The 21,914-nt window shown below is 38.9% G+C and carries 14 protein-coding genes and 1 CRISPR repeat array; of the genes, 8 read left to right on the top strand and 6 right to left on the bottom strand.

The genetic code is table 11. From position 1 onward, the window contains the following. The 7 genes from DW793_RS14695 to drmB all read left to right on the top strand — a co-directional run. A partial coding sequence (locus tag DW793_RS14695; protein WP_181988347.1) for a hypothetical protein occupies positions 1–1,310 on the top strand: 1,310 nt, incomplete at its 5' end. 41 nt (positions 1,311–1,351) lie between these two features. Beyond that, positions 1,352–2,143, top strand: coding sequence for a hypothetical protein (locus DW793_RS10910; RefSeq protein ID WP_147342195.1), 792 nt, complete (start codon positions 1,352–1,354; stop codon positions 2,141–2,143). A 10-nt stretch (positions 2,144–2,153) separates the two neighbouring features. Beyond that, positions 2,154–3,599, top strand: coding sequence for a hypothetical protein (locus tag DW793_RS10905; protein WP_118158120.1), 1,446 nt, complete (start codon positions 2,154–2,156; stop codon positions 3,597–3,599). Next, positions 3,599–5,038 (top strand): Hsp70 family protein, encoded by a 1,440-nt coding sequence (locus tag DW793_RS10900; protein ID WP_118158118.1) that lies wholly within the window; start codon positions 3,599–3,601, stop codon positions 5,036–5,038. Before DW793_RS10905 ends, DW793_RS10900 begins: the two co-directional genes overlap by 1 nt. A 4-nt stretch (positions 5,039–5,042) precedes the next feature. Beyond that, positions 5,043–7,328 carry a UvrD-helicase domain-containing protein gene (locus tag DW793_RS10895; protein WP_118158116.1) on the top strand — a complete coding sequence of 762 codons (2,286 nt, stop codon included), beginning with the start codon at positions 5,043–5,045 and terminating at the stop codon, positions 7,326–7,328. 251 nt (positions 7,329–7,579) lie between these two features. Then, a complete protein-coding gene (locus DW793_RS10890) occupies positions 7,580–10,501 on the top strand; it encodes a helicase-related protein (protein ID WP_118158114.1) in 2,922 nt (973 codons plus the stop codon). Between the two features lie 11 nt (positions 10,502–10,512). After that, entirely contained in the window at positions 10,513–12,315 is a 1,803-nt protein-coding gene (gene drmB / locus DW793_RS10885) for a DrmB family protein (RefSeq protein ID WP_118158112.1), read from the top strand. 60 nt (positions 12,316–12,375) lie between these two features. On the opposite strand, the gene DW793_RS15695 is transcribed toward drmB, so the two are convergent. Continuing rightward, positions 12,376–12,501, bottom strand: coding sequence for a hypothetical protein (locus tag DW793_RS15695; RefSeq protein ID WP_290126985.1), 126 nt, complete (start codon positions 12,499–12,501; stop codon positions 12,376–12,378). A gap of 118 nt (positions 12,502–12,619) precedes the next feature. Then, complete coding sequence (cas13d, locus tag DW793_RS10880; RefSeq protein ID WP_118158110.1) at positions 12,620–15,388, bottom strand: type VI-D CRISPR-associated RNA-guided ribonuclease Cas13d; 2,769 nt, start codon at positions 15,386–15,388, stop codon at positions 12,620–12,622. Positions 15,389–15,469: 81 nt separating this feature from the next. Then, positions 15,470–15,836: direct repeats of the CRISPR family, unit length 25 nt; unit sequence GTTTTAGACTAGTGCAAATTCGCAC. Between the two features lie 455 nt (positions 15,837–16,291). Between cas13d and DW793_RS10875 the strand changes: the two genes are divergently transcribed. Then, positions 16,292–17,470 carry a hypothetical protein gene (locus DW793_RS10875; protein WP_118158108.1) on the top strand — a complete coding sequence of 393 codons (1,179 nt, stop codon included), beginning with the start codon at positions 16,292–16,294 and terminating at the stop codon, positions 17,468–17,470. A 227-nt stretch (positions 17,471–17,697) separates the two neighbouring features. Here the strand turns inward: DW793_RS10875 and DW793_RS10870 are convergent, their stop codons facing one another. The 4 genes from DW793_RS10870 to DW793_RS10855 form a co-directional block, all read right to left on the bottom strand. Further along, positions 17,698–18,465 carry a beta-glucanase gene (locus tag DW793_RS10870; protein ID WP_118158106.1) on the bottom strand — a complete coding sequence of 256 codons (768 nt, stop codon included), beginning with the start codon at positions 18,463–18,465 and terminating at the stop codon, positions 17,698–17,700. 114 nt (positions 18,466–18,579) lie between these two features. Then, positions 18,580–19,209, bottom strand: a complete 630-nt coding sequence (locus tag DW793_RS10865; RefSeq protein ID WP_252969852.1) for a helix-turn-helix domain-containing protein — start codon at positions 19,207–19,209, stop codon at positions 18,580–18,582. 250 nt (positions 19,210–19,459) lie between these two features. After that, entirely contained in the window at positions 19,460–20,884 is a 1,425-nt protein-coding gene (locus DW793_RS10860) for an ABC transporter substrate-binding protein (protein ID WP_252969851.1), read from the bottom strand. 17 nt (positions 20,885–20,901) lie between these two features. Beyond that, positions 20,902–21,759, bottom strand: coding sequence for a hypothetical protein (locus tag DW793_RS10855; protein WP_118158102.1), 858 nt, complete (start codon positions 21,757–21,759; stop codon positions 20,902–20,904). Positions 21,760–21,914: the final 155 nt, after the last annotated feature.

The following is a 21,914-nucleotide window of genomic DNA, read 5'->3' as shown; positions in this document are numbered from 1 at the left end:
GGCTAACAGAAGAATCTGCACCGCCAACGGTGGGCTGCCTCCGGCAGTTCGAAGAAAGCTCTACTATGATCATATCTTTTTCGCTGCATAATTCTTGTTCGAATAAAATGTGTCAAGTGATATTGACAAAACCATTATCTGATTCAGTTATAGTTTCAGATAATACCACCAAAACATCGGATATATCGAAAAATGAAGCTGTCAAAGAATCCTCTGTTTTCACTGAACAGGAATTTTTGACGTGGCTCATGACCGACAGTAAAGTTTCTGAATTGACCGCAAGGCAATACATCTCAGACATTCACAGCATTGAAAAACTTTATCAAACGCTTTTTGGCGATAGAAAAAAACTGCTTGGCACTTCTTCGGCTGAAAATGCTAAAGTGATGATAGAATCACTTATCGTAAGAGAAGAATATATTGATGCCAACGATAGACGGCATAATAATTTTAATATAGCTTTAAAAATGTTTGCTAAATTTGCAGATATAACTGTTGAAAACTTAAAATCTTCAATTGAAAATAAAGATACAAAGTTGTCTGAATACACAGGAAAATATAGCGTAAAAACAGTGGACTTTAATGATCCAAATAGTTGTACTTATTGTAAGCCTTGTGCTTTCAGGATCAATAAGCAGTCATTTTCTGCAGGAAGCTGGCTCGATTTATATAAAAAATATTTGATCCTTCTCCACACAAATAGTAATTATACGAAACAGCTTAATAATTTGATTGGCAGGTCGTTATATGGCAATAGTATAGACTTTGCAGATAAAAATCATAAACACGAGCTACGCAGGGCTCTTGAAGTATCATATGATTTCTATGCAGAGGGAAATTTGTCTGCCGCTGATATTATCAGGCACATAAAATGCTTAATGGATATATGCTCTATATCTTATGATCGTATGGTAATAGAGTACATTACTAACGATAAAACAGGTGATGTAACAGTTGAGAACGGCATTTCATCAAATCATGAGCAAGCAGAAGTTTTTACAGCATCAGAACAAACATCAGCTGAAAACCCCATTGATATACCAATGGGAAATGACAATATACAAAATGGTAACGATATTTCTGGCACAAATGGCAACGAAACAGATACATCCGACTTTATCGAATTTGTTCCCGATACAACAAAAAAATTCGTATTAAAAGATGCGGTCATAGAAATACTATCCAGTGATGCTACAGATATAGCAGAATACAAAAATCATAGAAATGGTATAAACACCAAAAGCTTTCGTGATATTCTAAAAAAATATTACGATAAAATGTGGACCTTTTTGAACTGTCAAGGCTTCTGATGTTAGATAAAACTTTTAAACCTGCAGGAAAAGGATATTATGTGCTGAATCCAGAACAACTTTCTCAAGGAAAAACTGCCAGTGAAACAAAGATCGTAACAGCAACAAATGAAAATGTTGTGCAGAAAAGTACAGACAAAGTAAAAGATAACTCCCATGTTATGCTTGATGATGAGCCATCCGAGGACAAAGCTGAAAACAGCGAGAGCAATATAAGCACCGACACGATTTTAGAACTGATGAAAGAAAATTGTGACAAACCTCAGTATGAAGATGGATTTGGTACTTATGAAATAAAAACGCTTCTTGCCAATAAGGGTATCGTTGATATTTCAGAGGATACCATAGAAAGCTTGATGTCAGAATGTCCGAAGCTGAAAGAAATAGAAGACGGCTATTATGTGCTTACCGACAGCGAAAACGATACTGTGGATAACAAGACAGATAGTCTGCTTACGCAGGAAACACCTTTGACAGCGGTCGAAAGTCCTGTGCAGCAGGAAAACATACCGACTGCAAATGGTCATATCGTTCTTGACATTAACGGCAAAACCACAGAAGCATATGACTACTCTGACGCACTTAAGAAGGTCTGTGAATTTGCAATAAATCATGAGCCTTTCAAAATGGCTCGTATCGCAAGTCAAGGTATACAGCTGCGTGACCAAAACGTGTTTTATCGTAAAGCCGTTCCTGTGTATGGTTACAATAGGCTGTCAAATGATCTGCAAGTCATGAATATTGACAACACCGCAGAATTGCAAACTATCATAAATGAAATAAAAGATTATTGTCAGTTGGACGATGATGTGGTCAAAATTATTAGCAAGTGAGGATTGTTAAATGGATAATGCTACAAAAATAAAAGATGAGTTGGACGTTCTCTGTACTGAATACAAAAATAACAAATCGCAACTAAGTGTAGAGAAAACAAAAAGAGTGTCAAATCTGCTGATTGAACTCACTTACTGCAAAGGCAGTGACGTTTCTGATGTTGCGTTCCAGCTCTCACGATTTTCAGCAGATGTTGCAAAAATGTACTTTGAAAATATAACTATCATCCGAAAAGCACCAATCGAATTGATCGACAAGATTTTAAAGGCTCTTATATCTACAATTAAAGATCCTAGCAGAACACAATTTTATGTGAATAAATTTGTGTGCGCTGTTATTGTAATAACGAAAAACTATACAGAAAAAGCGCTTGACTCTAATGAGTTGCCTTTCATTGTTGCATTCGTTGCAGATTTTGAACTAAGATCTCCTGCCAACAAAAAGCAAATGATGAAGCTTGTGAACAATACAAGTGGCAAAATATATTTGCTTGATTATTCAAAAACCGATAAATTCCAAATAGAAAGCATATGGAAAATCACAAATAATATTTATCCTGAATTAGAGAGTAACAGAATAAAGGCTTTGATTGCAGATTGGGCTGTAAAATACGGTTTCAATACAACTGAAAAAAGTGAAAAGCCACAGGTAAAAGAGAATATTACAAGCCAAAACAGCGAACATTCACCGCAGGAGGATAAACAAGCTCCAGTTTCAACAGCAAAGCCAATTGCGCCAGACAACTCCTCTCAAAAATCTTTGCCACAAGAGGAAAAGACGCAAAGCATTGAGGCTGTCAAAACAACAAATGACGATAAGATATCTGAGTCTGAAAATACAAAAGTGCTTCCAGCTATGAATAACGTTACCACATCAGATAAGGTGGAGAACAAACAGGATAACGTTGCAGAGGTAATGGCAAAGAAACTTTATAACAGCATACGCAGAGATATGACTAATGAGAAGAATGCTCTTATCTCTGCATTTGCGGATATGCTGACGCCTGTCAGCAAAGCTTTTGAGTCAGTTCAGGGTGAGATAAGCAAGAGCCGTGTGCTGAGTGCTGAAAACGTGGTGCTAAAGCGCCAAACAGAAGAGCTAAAACAACAGTTAGCTGAAACAAGATCACAACTGCAATCAGCAAATCAATCGCTGATTGCTGAAAAAGAGATCAACAAAGAGCTAAAGATCCAGATCACTGACCTTGAAAACAAAAAATCAGATCTCGACCAAAAGCTTAACGAAGCCTATACTATCAACAGCCGTGAATCTTCACTTGAAGCTGAAAAGGTGCGCTCGGAGCTGAAAAAGGCATTTGCCTTTCTGTATGAAGACTGGCTTGAATATGAATTTTCTGACGTCAGCGAAGAAAACTACGAATCATTGCAGGCAATAATAAAAAAGACTTTCCGTGCGCTTGAAAGAAACGGCATAGATTTTAAGGGAGAAAAATAATGAAAAATGGATCTTATTTTGGAATCGATTTTGGAACAACCAACACATCGGTATATTTGTATAATTATGAGCATGGCAAGGGAGTTATCGGCACCGGCTATGGAACAGACGGAAAAGACATCACCCCATTCAGTTCTTGCATAGCAATATCCAGAAACAAAGATAATGATTTTAAATTTGGACGTGAGGTCAAAGAAAAAATAAACGAATATGCAGATGACTACAAGATAGTAACTTCATTCAAATCATTGCTGGGAACTGACGAAGAGATAGTTGTAAACGGAGTAAGATATACAGGTCAAAAGCTTGCTGTTCTGTTTTTGAATTATGTAAAAGAAACTGTTAACGCTATAAGACCTGATTTTGATGAAGCTGTATTTTCAATACCTGTTGATTTTTCAGCAAGAGCAAGAACAGAATTGCTTGAGGCTGCCAAGTGCATTGGCATAAAGGTAAAAGGGTTTGTGAGTGAGTCATCAGCTGCCTATATCTCTAAAATAAATGATATCAAAGCCTTTTCAAAGGTCATGGTGATCGACTTTGGCGGAGGTACGCTTGACCTGAGCATATTAAATCTCAAGGACAAAAAAGTATACGAAGACGCTGTTTACGGCATAAAGTTCGGCGGCGATGATATCGACAAGGAGCTTGCTTTAAGATTGCTGCCTAAAATTTATCCTGGTGTTGAATTTGATGAGCTTGATTCCCCCAAAAAAGATAAGCTCATGAACGAAGTCGAACGTATGAAGATAGAATTTACCGAGTATGACGATTATACCATGACTTTGGGCGAAGGCTCAAGACCTGTTGACATTGATTATGATACATTCTCCAATATCATAACTCCACTTATTACTGATAATATTTTTGACGCTATCGGAAATGTCATGAAAATAGCTAACGTTAGTGCTGATAATATTGATGCGGTCATACTCGCAGGAGGCTCGAGCAATCTGCGACCTTTTGCAGATATTATCCTTTCCATGTTTGGCGAAGAAAAAATAATATTCGATGACGAGAACAACAGATATCAATGGATAGTTGCCAAAGGCGCTGCAATAACCTCAGCGGCAGAGTGCGATTTCAGACTTGGCGATGATATCTGCATATTACTTAGCGACAATGAAAAGTATCCTGTACTGAAAAAAGATGAAAATAAAGTGGGAGATAAAGTAGAAAACTTGTCTTTCTCTTTGACCACCGACTCTTATGACGCCCATTTCATCTTCACCGATTCTACAGGCAAAACACGTTATGCTACTATTCTCGCCAACGCTAAAGGATATGTCAACGAGAACTTTGATATGTCAGTTGAAATAGGCAAAGATCAGATAGCAAGGGTCGTTATCAAGAATAAAGATATGGGAACAGATTATCAGGTAAAAAGCGAGATAAATAAGCTAAGGTTTTATTATGACCTAAAGGATATCGAGGGATAGTATCATGACAGAGTCTAATATAAACATCACTTCAAATGTATATATCAGAAGAGATCTTGACATAACAAAAGACAGAGAATATACGAAAAAAATAACGGGAGTAAAGCGCCTTACTGATATAAGAAATCGCTACATTGGGACTGAAAATATCCCACTTAACGATGCTCAGAGAAAAATAATGGAGGGCAATCAGACCTGTTCATATGCTAAAAGCGGCGAAATGTCATTTGGACCTGTCATGGTAAATGGCAAGCTTGAATGGGTAAACAGGTGTGAATATACAAAGTGTAAAGGTTTTGGCGGATGCAAACCACTACATATCCAACGTACACCCATACCTGAGGAACAAACTGAGGATATAGAAAGTCTGCAAGAATTTATGAAAAAGCTTGGTATCGTAAAGAAAGACGATATTATATCAGTTAAAATAGACAGAAATGTTGCAAAGCTTAAAGAAAGTCCCAAGAAATTCATAGCACCACGAGAAAATTCTGTCAAAGAAATAAAAGAGTCTATCAGCAAATATACCGAGATAGCCGAGCCAAGCTGTATAATAAACGCACCATTGGAAACTCACATCATTTTAAATTCTGGACCTGGAACAGGAAAAACGTATACGATAATCCAAAGACTTATGTATATTCTAAAAAACGACCTCTGCCCTGCCGAAGATATATATATACTTTGCTATACCCGTTCGGCAAAAAAGGTTATTGAAACTAAACTTGAACAAGCTATTGCCGATGATATAATTCCGCCTGCCGCTAAAAATATATGTATTTTGACATTTGATTCATATGCAACATATTTTCTTATGGAAATGAAAGAACAAGGCGTTATCAAAGAAAACTTTGATAAATATGACTATAACGAACGTATAAAGCTGTTTAACAAATACATATCAAAAGAAGATTTTGTAGATATCAGCTACTTTGTGGTCGACGAGATACAAGACCTTGTAAATGAACGTGCTGAAATGGTATTAAAAATACTTAGCAATTTAAAATGCGGATATCTGCTCGCCGGAGACCGCTGTCAGTCGATATATGATTATGAGGCTGATAAAGATGCAACTATTGATTCTGTGGAATTTTATAAGAGAGCTGAATCACTGTTTCCCAAGGATATACGTCGATATGAGATAACTGTAAACCGCAGACAGACAGTCGAACTTGCCAAAGAAGCGGCCAAAATGCGTCAAGTGTTGTTAAATGACAGCTTTGTCAAGCAGAATGAATACGCAAAAAACGTGTCTTTAAAATACTTAGGCAAAACAAAGATCGAAACGTACATAAAAACGCTTGATCATGCGCCCACAGTTTCCACTGCGATACTTTGCAGCAATAATGGTGAAGCTGAATATATAAGCAACCTTTTATGCAAAAAAGGTATACCGCATAATTTAAACAGAGGCGTCAATAATACGGCTTCTCTTCCAAGATGGATAGCCGACGTTTTCTGGGATCATTGCTTTGAAAATATCAGCAAAAGCGATTTCATAGAAAGATTCAAATTCAGATGTTCTTGTGATATCGATCCTGAGATATTATGGAAACACCTTTGCAAATTGACCAACACAAAGGATGACACCATAATAAATGTGTCCAAGCTGACCACTGCGCTTACAGTTTCAAATAATATACCCAACGATTTTTATGGAAAACCACCTATGCTTACCGTTTCAACGATACATAGAGCAAAAGGCAGCGAGTTTGATAAAGTAATTCTTATTGAATCAGCCATTGACACATCTTCAAAAGGCGCCGAAGAAGCAAGAATACAGTATGTTGCACTTACACGTCCTAAAATGCAATTTGAGACAATGAGTAAAACCACAAGATATTTTATGCGAATTATGTCTGGACGTGTGATTGAAACAGGACTTCATAACATTTATAAAACGCTCAACAGATATTGTAAATGTATCGCTGTTGGTCTTACAGGAGATATTGACGTTACTTCATTCGTATCAGGTAATTTTGATTCCATACTTGATCTACAGCAGTATATTATAGAAAACGTGAAGCTTTATGATGAACTCTCAGCAAAACGTTCTCCCATTACAGGGCGTTATGAGATATACCACAAAGGTCGCTGCATTGGAAGCCTTTCTAAGGAAATGATTGCTGAGATCGACATAGGAGTAAGATCAACTGACTACAAATACAATCTTCCCAAAGAATTGGAAAACTTATATGTCAGCGGAATCACAACAGAAATATTAAAACAATTTAATACAAATGTTCCCATAGAATATCAAAAGTCCAAGATCTGCTTTGAATACAGATAACCGGACTTGCTAGACTTATATTTGAAAAGAAGTGATGAAATGACTTCCTATTCTGAATTTTATAATGTTATAGATGATATTACAGATCATCTTAAAAAAGACTTTATAGGTCCGATAGACGAAAACGAAATACTGGAAATGGAAGATCCCTTGAGCCGTTATTCACTAGGAATACTCTATGCTCAGCCAACAAACAAAAATTCCGAAAATATTGATGAAAGCATCTCTGCAGAGGAAATATTTGAGATGAATTGGAAAATGACGAAAAGAGCCAGAGTTTCAGCGTATTCAAACCATCCACAATGGGTATCTCTTTCGTTTGCGCGTCAAATGATGAGATCAGTATTTCATTTAATTATGCCGTTTATAATCATTCTGAAAAAGCTATAGCAAATAATGACAAAGAAGTAAAGCGACACTATTATTCAAGAGAAGCAAGACGCTTTACAACTAGAGTCAAAGTACCTGAGCATATATGCAACACAATCATTTCCAATAAAGAAAACACTGATATAGCCATGTTCCTCCATGTAAGAAAAATAAACGATGATAACAGTGAACTGCTCACAGTGTCCGTAATAAACAAAAACAAAGTGGGAAACGAATTTCAGGCAAGCAATACAAAAGCTTTATTTCAGTGTCAGCTATCCATAGAAAGTCAAACAGGGTTTATGCCTTTATACAGAAGAAACACTCACAGGTCTTTGGAAGAAGAAAAAAACGATATGCTCTATGACTCTGTAAAAAATTACTCTTATGGTCATGGCTGTTCTTCCGCATATTCGCAAAATGGAGAAATGATATATGAAGTAAGGAGCGAGTTCATTCCTCAATATAGAATGCTTCAAATGATGCCTAAGCTGCTTAATAATTCAAAATATTTGTTTATGAAATATTGGGAAAACGCAGATAGGGACACAGCTTGCAACCAACTTGAGGCTTTTATCAAACAATATGAAAAATGGTATACAAGTCTAAAAAGCAACAACGAATTGATATCCAGATTTCCAAATGCAACTGAAAATTCATTTAAGAATATAGAAAAATGCGTTTCAAGGCTTTATAAGGGCGTAGCTGTGCTGAGAAATAATGATAACGCTTGGCGTTCGTTTTTGTATATGAATGAAGCCATGCTCATTCAGCGTATAAAAACCAAACACTGCTCTGCCGACACTATCAGTTGGTATCCTTTCCAAATGGCATATATACTCCAGATAATACCCGATATCGTTGATGACAAGTCTCCTGATCGAGACAACGTAGATCTTTTATGGTTTCCAACAGGCGGCGGTAAAACAGAAGCTTATTTGGGATTATCAGCATTTGCAATATTCTTTCGCAGGATCAATGGCGCAACGCAGGATATAAACGGCGTAACTATAATAATGAGATACACCCTGCGGTTGCTTACTCTCCAGCAATTTGAAAGAGCAACTGCGCTTATTTGCGCCTGCGAACATATACGAAAGAAATATAAGATACCAGGCAATGAGATATCTATCGGTTTGTGGATAGGCTCAGGAATGACCCCTAACCATATAAAAGACGCTTCTGAAACGCTAAAGAAAATTCGTGGAAATGCCGCTGCAACAATATATGAAGCTAACCCTATGCAGATAACAAAATGTCCATGGTGCGGTGCAGAGATAAATGTCAATGGTTACAATATCGTCGATAATACCATGAACATATCCTGCTGCAATAATCATGATTGTGAATTTCACGATCATTTGCCTATATATGTTGTAGATGATGACATATACAAAATAGCGCCAACGTTCATTCTTAGCACAGTGGATAAATTCGCCAGACTAACATGGGAAGAGAAATCAGGAAATCTTCTTGGAGCAAACGGCTGCAAACCACCTGAACTTATCATACAAGATGAGCTTCACCTTATATCAGGACCGCTTGGCTCAATAGCAGGTCTATATGAAATGGCTATAGAAGATATCTGCAAACATTATGGAAAAACGTCTAAGATAATAGCGTCTACTGCCACTGTAAAAAATGCAGACGATCAGATCAGAATACTCTACAACAGGAAAATGACGCAGTTCCCACCTAACGGATTGAGTCACACTGATTCTTTTTTTGCAATTGAAGCAGATCAGGACAAAAGGCCTGCAAGAACTTACGTCGGTCTTTGCTCTATCGGCTCAGGCACTTCAGAATTACTGATAAAAATATTTGCATTGCTCACCTTTTTAAAACATATTTACAAGCTTAAAGGTCTGCCGCCAGACGTTGTTGACCTAATTTATACGCAAATAGGTTATTTCAATACGCTCAAAGAACTCGGCTCTAATTCGATAATTATTTCTGACCGTATCTCAGCTGAGATAAAATATCTTGCATCATATAAATTCAAAAAGGAAGCTGAAAGCGTTGGATTAAAGGTAGACGGAAAAGATGCCCATATACCTTCGTATAAAAAGAACGACGAACTTACTAGCCGAAACTCTGCGAAAGAGATACAAACTGTGCTGGAAAGGCTATCTCACAAATACACCGATCCAGATTGTTATGATTATGTCATGGCTTCAAATATGCTTTCAGTGGGAATAGATATAGACCGACTAGGCGTAATGTGCGTGTATGGTCAGCCCAAATCAAACTCTGAATACATACAAGCAACAAGCCGTGTGGGAAGAACTAATCCTGGTCTTGTCATATCGCTTTATAATAATATGCGTTCCAGAGATAAATCTTACTATGAACAGTATAATTATTATCACTGCACCTTTTATAAGTACGTCGAAGCAACAAGCGTCACATCATACTCTCCTCGTGCTATAGAAAAAGCCCTGCACTGTGCTATGATGACAATTATACGCCATACCATTCCAAAATATAATCCAAATGAGGGTGCTCGTAAATTTGTCAGGGATGATAAAGATATAGAGCAGATAAAACGAACCATGCTTGAACATGTCGAAAGTATCGAGCCTAGAATAAGAGATTATGCAGAAGAATGGCTCGATTATTACCTTGATTGTTGGGCCACTCTGACAGAGCGGCTTCCAAATAAATTAGTTTTTACCGATTATCATAATGAAGATATTGCTTTGTTCAGAAGCGCAGATAATCAAAACGGCTCAGATATTCCTACCATACTTAATTCTGTACGAAATGTTGAGCCAAACGCAAATATTTATTTTACCAAAAGATAGGGGGCAATTAAATGCCTAAACCAAATTTCAGAAAAAAAGTCAAAGACGAAAACAATGGCATATCAACATATTCAGACAAAAAGATCTCCGTTGGAGATATAAGAAAAACTCAGCTTATCACTACATATGGTGTTGGCGCTATAGTTGACTTTAAGAACGATACTGTTGTTATCGCTTCTACAGACGATTGGGACTATTCCCCTAATGGCGCTGATGAGGTAGAAAACCGAAAAATATTCAATGAAAATCTTTCTGTAATAACAGGCGCAGAATACTTTCTCATGCCACGAACAACTCAAAGTACCAATAGCTTTTCACAAAGCAAAGATATTCCCTCTTACATATTTCCAGAAAAACTTCATTGTTCTAACTGCGGCAACATCTATGATTTTCGGGAACTAGATATAAAAGAGCGTCACAAATGTCCTAAGTGCAAAAGCACCCTCAATGCGTCAAGATTTGTTGTCGTTTGTCCGCATGGTCACATGGACGATTTTCCTTACGATTGGTGGGTACATAATGGTAAACCCTGCCCGTCTGGAGTAAAATCGCCAAGAATAAAAATGACTAACATCAATAATCGAACCGATATTGACAGCCTGCGACTTGAATGTACCGAATGCGGTGCTTCCAGAAGTATGGTGCAAGTATTTTCCGAAAATGCACTATCAGATTTTCAATGCACTTGTAAACACCCACATTTTAAAGACCCTCTGGCAAAAGCGTCATATGGCTGCCATGATAAAATGCGTGTAAGATTGCGTTCAGGCTCAGGCGTTTATTTCCCGTTAACAAAATCGGCACTGCTTATACCGCCATGGAGCAAGAAAGTGGTAAACGCCATACAAAAGGATTATGAAATACTGAGCGCACTTGACGAAAGCAAACTAGCATCAGTAATGCGCAATAAGCTTAACGATCCTGAACTAAGTGATGATGAAATAATACGCTCATGGAACGCCGTAAAAATATCCATGGAGCAAAAGCGTGAACGTACTGAATTATCTGTATATGAAGACGAGTATGCGATCTTGTCTAAAGGCGACAATGATAACGAGGGTAATTTCTCATCATATCCCTCTGCTATTCCGCAAAAATATCAGGAGTATTTTAATAGGCTTACAGTGGTCGACAGGCTGACCGTTACTCTGGCTTTTACGGGATTTACAAGAATAATCCGTAATGAAAGCAATATCGTTCCAATTTCACAATATCCAAAGAAATGGCTGCCGGCGGTCGAATTAACCGGTGAAGGAATTTTCATCGAATTTAACAAAGACAAGGTCGCCCATTGGAGAAAGGCTCATTCTTCACGCTATAAAAAAATGAAAAGCGCAATGGAAAGCAATAATTTTGTTTTTAACGCTTTCTCTGAAACCTACGTCATGCTCCATACTTTTGCCCACTTGTTTATTCGTGAGATATCCAATATCTGCGGATACAGCACCGCTTCCATAAAGGAAAAGATATATAGCGAGATAGATGAAAAGAACGATAATGTAAAAATGTGCGGAGTATTGATCTATGTTTCATCACCTGACAGCGACAGCAGCCTTGGCGGACTCATAAGCATAGCCGACGATAAAGATGTTTTTGAAAACATTTTGGATAGTATGCTTGAGCATGCAAACTGGTGCAGCGGCGACCCACTGTGTATATCCTCAACAAAACAAGGCTATAAAAATCTAAACTATGCGGCTTGCCATGATTGCACCCTATTGCCGGAAACATCTTGCGAACGTTTTAATTGTTTTCTTGACAGAGCCTCTATAGTTGGCTTACCGGACAACTCGACCCTGGGATTTTTCATTTAGCCACAAAAAAGGACCTTACCACATCTGTAAGGCCCTTTTTTATCACATCACCTATGTTTCCTAATCACGGGTAAAAAGTCCCTCCAATTGCTCAACATTCAGCTTTTTAAGAAGCTTCAACAGCTTTATGCTGCTAAGCGTTTGTAGATATCCGCACCACATTGCATACAGCGCTCTTATTTTCACTTGTCCTATTTCTTCTTTCCAAAAAACAAATCAAACAGAATATCCACCACGTCTTTTACAAGAATGAATATCACCGCCGCCACCTGTCCCCCAAGAGAGCGGCGGTATCTACACCACGCTACTTTTCCGTAAGATATTCATTTCTGTCAAACAACTGCTCAATTGAAAGATTTTTAAACCTCGGAATGTTGTATCCAAACGGCGAGTTGAGAGCCTTTACAAAGTCTTTCGTATAGCCGTGATTTTTTAAAAGATCGTCCTCATACTTTATTTTATCTTCTTGCTTTGTGTCATTTTCCCTTTTCGTGATACAGCGCTGCATAACATAATGATAAATGGAGAAGTAAGAATCCACTGTACGAATATCTCCTATGTATTCTTTCAGTTCACGAACTACAGTAAGATGAGCAATACAGTTGCGGTATTTTCTTGTCATGCTGCTGTCTGCATTATTGATATCAACTTCAACGCACTTGCGCAGCCGCTCGTTCTTTTTCAAGAACAAATTCGGCGACTTATCACAAAGTTCACAAAGCGTCTGTGAAAGTATCCTGTAGTCATTTTTCAAGTTCTTTGAAGCCAACTCAGGAATTATCTCCTTATACAGCCCAAAATCACGTTCAAGGCAGTGTATCGCAATAACATACCTTGCATTGACATTCACAAGATTTTTCACCAGCAGATACATGACCGTAAGATAAAGCCCGATAACAGCCTTTGCCCTCTCCTTAGCCACGTTTTCTCTGCCCTTTGCCTGCTGTTTCACATTTTTGAAATCATCAAAGCTGATGTTCTTTATCATTCTCGCAAGCTCACTGCGCTTTGCTTCCAAAGAGCTGTTCATGTCAGGAAATTCCACACAACTCTTGTAATAACGTTCTATCTGCGTGTCAGGGATACCCCCAAGAACAAACATGACAACTTTCTCATTCTTAGCCACTTCTCTTATCTTCTGAGCGTTCGCATACTTGATAAGGTATACAAACCGAGAGGATTCGATAACATTGTTTGTTATGAAATTCCTCAGACCATGTATGCCCTTGCCTTTTTCTTTAAGTTTTAAAATCTCGCTTATCCTATCGTCCGTGATCTTGTCGTCTATACCGAGTATAGTCAGTGCGTCACGGAACATCGTAAGCTTCGCTGAAGCCGCAGGCTTTCTCATGGAAGCAATGTTCTTTACGATAAAAAGCTCGTTGGTTATCCTCTGGCTGTCATTGAACAGCTTGTAGCCAGCCGTAAGCTCACACTCAACATCAACAGCAGAGCTTTTCATTATCTTCAAAAACTCCTTGATGTTATCAAACTTGCTGATAAGCGTTGTAAGAAGATCGTTTATCTCCTTGCCGTCAAGAAAATATGTGAGCATATATATCATTTTGGAGAAATACAAAAGGTCAGACGCATTCTTCTTTTCACTGTCAAGAATTTTCTCATCAAAATCCATGTCAGCCTTGCCAAGCTCCTTGATAACGTCACCGTTCATGTGGTCGGCGATATTTTCAAAATCATTCCTGAATTTGCCCCAAAGCTTTTCCGCTTCATCAGCATATATCCCCTCTTTTTCATCATCGGTCATTGAAAAACGCAGTTTGCGCACAAGAGCTTCGCCTGCGACAACGTCATTTCTGTAGTAGTTGCAGAAAAGCAGAAAATCCATAAGCTTGTACATCTTTGAGCGCACGGAGTCATATTGCTTGTCCTTAAATCTGAAGCCGTATTCGTCCAGCATTTTCTCACGAAGCTTTTTGATAGAAAAACCGAGATTTTTCTGAGATTTAAGCACAATGAAATCGTAATAAAGGCGTATGATATCATCAGCCTCATAGCCTTTCATCATATCAATAAGCAAGCTGATATTGACCTTGTTGCCCTCGATAAAGTCCTTATTTATAGAATCAAATCTCTCATCTACAAGATAGTCAAGGGTTTCTCTGTATTCGGGATCAATATTGTTAATAAAACTGTAAAGGTCAAATCTTTTTGCACCCGATTTATCATGAAAAACACACTGTCTTATCTGACCCACAATTGCAAGCATATGATAAACACGCTTTTTGTATGCTTCCGAAGCTCTTGTGTCTTTTGTCTTTGGCTCTTCAAGACCGAAATAGCCAAGGCGCTTAGTTTTCAGCAGGGCATTGAACTTGCTAAGGCTTTTTCTGACATTCGCTTTCTTATCATCAGATAAACTGCTATTATCAGGGTCAATAAAAACATCATAAATATTATTTGTGGAAAGATACCCAATAAAATCGTCATGACTTTCAGAACCCTTTACACCGAGCATATTGTTCAGCGCATAAACGATATTCGTTACATACACCGCAAGTATCTTTTCGATATCCAGAATGTTGTAAATAAGCTGGATATGTATATTATCATCAAAAGTTTTGCCGAAAAAGCGCTTTTCAAGCTCCGATTTAAGCCCCAGCATATCCCATCTTACAGGCGAGCTTTCACCGCTTCTGTGAGTAGGGTTTGAAGTATTTATCTCCACTCCGCTCCCAAAGCCATGCTTGCTTGAAAAAGTGATGTTTACCTCGTTTACATCACCAAGCTCAATATTGCTGTTGTCCTTTGAAGAAAGCTGAGTTTTGTTGTAGTCATTATCATCCACCTTATCCACCTCATATTCAAGCACAGCAGAATTACCCTTGCCGAAAGAGGTTATGTACATTTTATTTTTGCTGACAAGAATAGACTTCATTCCTGCCGCCTTTACGGAGGATTTTTTCTTCTCTGCCGCAGGTGCAATGACCTCTGCAGCAGGCATGGCAGCGATCGCAGGAGCAGCGTTATTATTTATCTCAGCCGCTTTGAGCTGTCTGGCTTTTTTCTGAGCCTCACGCAGCTCTCTAGGCTTCATTTTATTCTTTTTCGCCATAAATATTACTCCTTATATTAGTTATCCCTTAGCGCATTGAGCGTTAAGGGATTTTTTTATTTGTTGGTTTTAATGTTAATCTTTGCCGGTTAGTTCAAATTCGCACCAGTGTAGTAGCGATAGTAGTGACCTCAAAGCCAAACGAACGTTTTAGACTAGTGCAAATTCGCACCAGTATAGTAGCCCTGAAAGGCTTCATTTGAGATTGACGAAGTTTTAGACTAGTGCAAATTTGCACCAGTGTAGTAGAAAAGTGAAAAAGCCTAGTCTATCAGAGATGTTTTAGACTAGTGCAAATTCGCACCAGTGTAGTAGGCTTATGGCATCCTGAAGCGTATAAATGCAGTTTTAGACTAGTGCAAATTCGCACTAGTGTAGTAGTCCTCGGTCTACGGACTTGTATAACAGGCTTGTTTTAGACTAGTGCAAATTCGCACTAGTGTAGTAGGTCAAAGTTGACAAAATAATCAATGGTATTCTGTGATAAAACACCAAACTTATCTTATCGCCACTTTAATACATATATATTATACCATTTTCAGACACAAATGTCAATAGAAAGTGGCTATTTTATATAAAGCATTTTCATCACCTCCCGTCTGTTGTTATTTCATCTCATTCCCCTATCTCCTTGACAGCTGCGATAGCGCAGTCAAGTACAGCTACAATGATAGCCGTAAGGATCGTCTTTCCCATTTTTATCACCTCCTGTCCTTTGTTCTGTATACATTATACCACCTTATCATCGTCAACAAAAGTGTAATTTTAAAAAACTTTTTTGTCTATGTTTTTGCACATTTATCACGTTTTTACGGCATTTATATCACAATTTCAGCAAAATAATTTTCTATGATATTGACAAAAAGTACATTTGTGATATAATGGATACAAGAGGTGATAAAAATGCTCATACCCCCAAGCACATTTCTGCCCAAGCGTGACAAAAATGCAACATATATCGCAGAGGTGCAATCCATACCCCTCTCACCCTCTGCATATTCCGTCATTATCAAGGACAAGTCCATATTTGAAACAAGCCTTTCCCCTAACGGCAGCGTATCAATGTCCTCATTTCTCACAAGTATATTTGATTCAGCATATATCGCATCATTAAAATACAAAAGTGACGATAACTATAAATATATTGGTATCCCACTTCTGAACGCATTCGTAAAATGGCAGATTGAGGAGATCGATGACGACCTTGATGATAAAAGCAAGGAGATAATAAAAAGCTATCTTATCTCAAAGCTCTCTGCAAAATACGAAAAGACCAAGACCGAAAATGCAGTGCGAGTAAGGCTCAGCATATGCCGTGACCTTTACGATACGCTGAGCAGTGACGACCTTTATTATGAAAACAAAGTGTACAGCTCGACCCTAAGAAGATTTCTGAAAGCCGTGTATGAGGACTATGCCCTGCTGTCAGATTGTGAACGTGAAAGGCTCATTTTCGCCGACAATATCATAAAAATAAATGAAGTCATCAAACAAAACGGCAGCAGATATTACAGATTCATTTACGCATATTCTAATATGTACAGCCGTGAAAAGCGCCGCATAAGGCTTATCCCCTACCGTATCGTCAGCGACGAATATAAGATGTATAATTATCTTGTCTGCCTGTCCGACGAAAAAAGCGCAGGCAAAGAGTTCAAAGCCGACAGCTATCGCATAAGCAGATTGAGCGGACTAAGCATCGCAGAAAAGCTCAGCCAAAAGGAATACTCCTCCGTCACCGAATACGAACGGCTGAAAGAGGGTCACGTCAAGTCCGTGAAGCACCTACTCAGCGACCCACGTTTTGGCAGTGATGAGAGCGATATCTCCAAAGTGTACCTTACCGAAAAAGGCGTTGAAATGTTCGGCAAAATACTCTATCAGCGCCCCATACTGAAAGGCAATGAAAAGCCCAAGCCCAACGCTGTCAACGAGTTCATCTCCCCGCCTATCCAAGTCAAATACTATTTCAATAAGTTCGGCAAAGACGGCGTTATCCTATCCCCAAGCGACTCGTTTGAAGAAATGAGAACGCTGTATGTCGAGGGGGCAGAGGCGTATAACCGAGAAGTTGAGATGTGAGAATATAAATGAAAATTATAGCAAAAAAACACCCATATACAGAAATATACTCATGATATCATAAATAGTCAGGCTCATGAGAAGAGTGAATATATGAGTTTGTCTTTATAAAATAAACCGACCCCATTCGCTAGACTTTTTGACCTAGCAAATGGGGTCGGTTCAAATATCAATATCATTAAGCAAAAAAATCAAAACATAAAAGCAAGCGTAATATGCGGATCACTTTACTTTTCTGCCGTAAACCTTGCCCACTCATATTCCGCCGTCAGCGGAACTGTACCGTCAAAGGCTTTCAGCCAGCTGTCAACGCCAATGCCGTTCCACGCATTCATCATTATTTTTCCGGGCGTAACAGGCAAATTTTCCGTTGCCTTGTATGCTTCCTTTCCGTCAACATACCAAGTTATGCCGTCCTCTTTCCACTCAAATGCGTAAGTGTGAAAATCCTCAGAAGCGTCAAAACCAAGATCATACATATATTCGTGCTTGCCAACACCATTGGTGTAGTAATTGAACTGCACCTTTGTTGTGTCCTTGCCAAGGACTTCAACATCTATTTCGTCCCAAGGATTATCCTCCGACGGACCGGTGTATGTAAAGAACGATGATACAACGCCGTCATTCTTTATGGCTTTCATCGATACCTCGTAAAGTCCATAGCCATAGTTTTCCTTTGAACGATACTCGCCGCCTCTGTACGCTTCGGAATCGCCCATACTGTCAATGGTAAGCTGCATTTTTCCGTCATTGAAAGTTACGTTATCTTCGCTCCACGAACAGTTGAACGGATCACCATTTGACCAGCCTGCTGAAATGGAAAAATCATTTGACGCACCCTTGCTGAAATCTGCCTCAACCGTGTATGGAGAATTGCTTTCCGTTTCCGCCTTGCTGCTGACATCTTGCGAAGAACTGCTGTCAGATGAAGAACCGCAGCCACCCATAGACATAACTATCATTGTGAGAATCGACATAGCCAAAACTTTTTTCATTTTTCATTACCTCCGAATAAATATCAGAATTTTATCTTCTATAAGTATTATAAATCAACAAATGTGATATTTATATCAGAAAAGTAATGCAAATATCAGATTATTAACATCAACTTATATTTTCGATCTGCTTGTACTATGCTTGTTCCAGTTTGCACGGAAAAACTGATCTCTATACTGTTTCGGCGTAAGTCCTGTCTGTTTCTTAAAGCAGGCAATAAAATGGCTGTGCGAGCTGAAAGCAAGATAATTGGCTATATCAAGCGGACTATATTCAGAATATCTCAGCATATTTTCAGCCGCTTGTATCCTTTTTGACATAATGAAATCAGAGATCTTTACGCCAACTTCCTCCCTGAAAAGCTTTGAAAGATACTGTGGCGTTATGTTCAGTTCATCAGCTATCTGATTCACGGTCACGCCCTTGTAAATATTATCGAAAATGCAGTCAAAGCACATAAGGATATGCTTTGAGTAAACGTTCTGTGACGCAGCCTTTTTCATTTGTTTTGTATAATAAACGATGACTTCTTTGTGTACAGCCATAACGCTTTCTTCATTGCGGCACTCATCACATTTATTAATGTATATATCGCTTATGGTATACGCAGTTTCCGGGTCAAGTCCACCCTCTATGCAAAACCTGCACAGCATAGCTATGGTTATGACAAGATGATACTTGACGTTTCTAAGGTCGTCTTTGCTGAGCCTGCCCTTTCCGTTTGTATCCAGCGGCGTATACAAACGTTTGACCGTTTCAGGTCGCCCGCCCGCACCGCAGAATAAAATTCCAGTTCCGTTTCATATGGTGAATGATGATAGTCATTTTCCTTTTGCATAAACTGCCGCTTAGACAATTCTCTGTTTATTTCCATAGCTTTCACCCCCTGCTTTTTAGCTTATTATATCATATTTACAGACACAAGTAAAGCTTCATATTTATAGAAAAAGGACGGCAAATCACCCTGCCGCCCTTTTTTCTGATAATTAGATATTATTTAGCCTCATTCATTGAAGCCATAGCCTCGTCGATAAGATAATTTATAGCCTTTTCATTTTCCTGAACGACCTGTGACCAGCTCTTTGACTCCTGCGGATTCATTGTTCCTCTTATTGCAGTATCGCAAATAGAGTTAAGGTCGGCAGATACGCCCTGTTCAAAGTCAAATACAGGGTTCTGTGCAGACAGATCATAGATAGTTTCTCTCATTTCAAGCATCTCATCTGTCCAGCCGTAATCGTCCTTGTACTGATCAAGGGTTATCTGATGTGCAGCCTCGTCAAGCTCTGCATAACGGCAACATTCAAGAAAAGCTGCCACGCCCTCAGGATTTTGAGCGTTCTTTACAATGCTAAAGCCGTGTACTCTTGAAGGGATATACTGTTTATCACTATCAGCTGAGCAAGGAACAGGAACGAACATTACCTCTCCCTTTGATACATCGCCATAGTTTACAGTTGTTGACGGAGCATTCTCAAGTGCCCAAAGTCCGATAGGATAGAAAAGCGTCAGACCTGTTGCCATTCCGCTGCCCTCTGCGTCGCCTCTGAGTTTCCAGTTGTTCTCGTGCTTTGGATAAACAACATTGTTCTTCTGCAGCTCATACATCATATTCTGAGCCTTTGCTATCATAGGGTCAGAAATATTATTTACAAGCTTGCCGTCTGTGATACCGATGAGCGGCACACCTGAAGACTGCTGCAAAGCCTTTTCATAATACCAGCCGTCAAGTGCGTATTTATCGCTTTCAGCGTCAGTAAAATCAAGACACATTTCTGTGAATGTATCCCAGTTCCACTTGCCTTCTTTGAAAAGCTCAGCAGGATCATCATAGCCGTTATCTTCCATTGTCTGCTTGTTGTATACAAAAACATACGCAGGGTCTGTTCTGATAACGCTCACATAATGCTTGTCGCCAAGCATAAACTGATCTGTCGCACCCTTTATGTCTGTCCAAAGAGGCTTTGAAAGATCGATATAATCGTCGATAGGCTCTATCATTGACTTTATAGCACCCTTAGGGAAAACGTCCATATCATCAGCACCGATGAAATCAGGTGAATCATTTGACATTACAAGTGCCGCAAGATCGTCAAACTTAGTTTCCCAAGTGGTCTGCACCCAGTTTATCTTACCATTATACTTTGTCTTGAACAAAGCAAGGTCAGCACCTATCTCCTTGTCCTCTGCCTCAGTAGGGTTGATATCCCAATGTGAAAACCACTTTATTTCGTTGCTCTTGAGATCTCTCACATCTTTCATATCATCAGCAAGTCTTTGAACTATCTGCTGCTGATCTTCCTTAAGCTTTTTGTCAACTACCTTGCTTGATGAATCACTTGAACTTCCGCAAGATGCAAATGCTGAAAGTGAGCAAACCGCAAGGGCAAATGTCAAAACTCTTTTTGCATTATTCATAGCCATACCTCCGAATATTACTTTCTTCTCTTTGCAACGATCACTGCTGTGCCTGCAAGAGCGATAACAGCAAGTGCTCCGCCAACAGCCGCACCTGTTTCTGCTGCCTTAGATGTATCGTCAGATGCTTTTGAAGATGTAGCCGCTGCTGCAGAAGTCTTGCCTGCATCTGCCTTAGATGAAGAAACATCTTTCTTTGACGTATCAGCCTTTGAGCTTGAAGCATCAGACTTTGAATCTGCCTTTGAAGCATCTGTTTTTGACTCTCCGCCCTCGGCAGATGCAACACCGAAATCAAGCGTCATTGAAAGTGTGCCGCAGTTGAAAGCGCCTTCCTTCTCCCAGCCAGCGACCTCAGGACAAGCCTTCTTTGTTACCTCGCCTGTTTCATCATTGACCTCGTCAGTTGGTCTGATATGTATTCTTATTCCACCCTCTGGGTCCTCGTCCAATGAAGTGATAGAATTAAGCGAATCAAAAACCGTTGTTGTGCCGTCCTCGGCAACGAACTTTGCGTCAGATATCTTAACGTCCACAGGATAAACACCATCAGGAAGATTAGCCACCATAACGCCCATATCTCCAAGAGTTCCCTTGCCTGACATTGTCTTGTCGGTGATAACTTTGCTTATCTTATATTCAACAGTTATCTTGCCGGTATCATCAATGCCTACCCAATCGCCCTGATTCCAGGTCCAGTCCTGACCCATATAAAAGCCCATTGCTCCGATAGAGTAATATGAGTCATTCATTTTTGAGTCCTCCTCTGACGGATGAACAACATCGCCTAGCTTTGCTGCCGAAACAGAAACTGACATCATTGTTGCTGCGAGAACCGCTGCTGAAAAACCTGCTACAAATTTTTTGATCTTCATAACCTTTTCCTCCTATTTTTCAATAAATTTTTTTGCTAAAAGCAATTTATTTTGTTGTTTCTGTATATATTATAACTATGTAAACGTTTTGTTATATCAAAAACGTAACATAAATATCATAAAAGTGTTTAATATCAAATTTATGAAAGATTATA

Origin of the sequence: Ruminococcus sp. AM31-15AC (assembly GCF_003462045.1) — a bacterium.
Taxonomy (GTDB): Bacteria; Bacillota; Clostridia; order Oscillospirales; family Ruminococcaceae; genus Hominimerdicola; species Hominimerdicola aceti.
This window is presented reverse-complemented; position numbering and strand designations above follow the sequence as displayed.

Bases quoted from the DNA above. Each gene is read 5' to 3' on its own strand.
- DW793_RS10870 (WP_118158106.1), bottom strand. From the start codon at position 18,465: ATGAAAAAAGTTTTGGCTATGTCGATTCTCACAATGATAGTTATGTCT.
- drmB (WP_118158112.1), top strand. From the start codon at position 10,513: ATGCCTAAACCAAATTTCAGAAAAAAAGTCAAAGACGAAAACAATGGC.
- DW793_RS10900 (WP_118158118.1), top strand. From the start codon at position 3,599: ATGAAAAATGGATCTTATTTTGGAATCGATTTTGGAACAACCAACACA.
- DW793_RS10905 (WP_118158120.1), top strand. From the start codon at position 2,154: ATGGATAATGCTACAAAAATAAAAGATGAGTTGGACGTTCTCTGTACT.
- DW793_RS10875 (WP_118158108.1), top strand. From the start codon at position 16,292: ATGCTCATACCCCCAAGCACATTTCTGCCCAAGCGTGACAAAAATGCA.
- DW793_RS10855 (WP_118158102.1), bottom strand. From the start codon at position 21,759: ATGAAGATCAAAAAATTTGTAGCAGGTTTTTCAGCAGCGGTTCTCGCA.
- cas13d (WP_118158110.1), bottom strand. From the start codon at position 15,388: ATGGCGAAAAAGAATAAAATGAAGCCTAGAGAGCTGCGTGAGGCTCAG.
- DW793_RS10860 (WP_252969851.1), bottom strand. From the start codon at position 20,884: ATGAATAATGCAAAAAGAGTTTTGACATTTGCCCTTGCGGTTTGCTCA.
- DW793_RS10895 (WP_118158116.1), top strand. From the start codon at position 5,043: ATGACAGAGTCTAATATAAACATCACTTCAAATGTATATATCAGAAGA.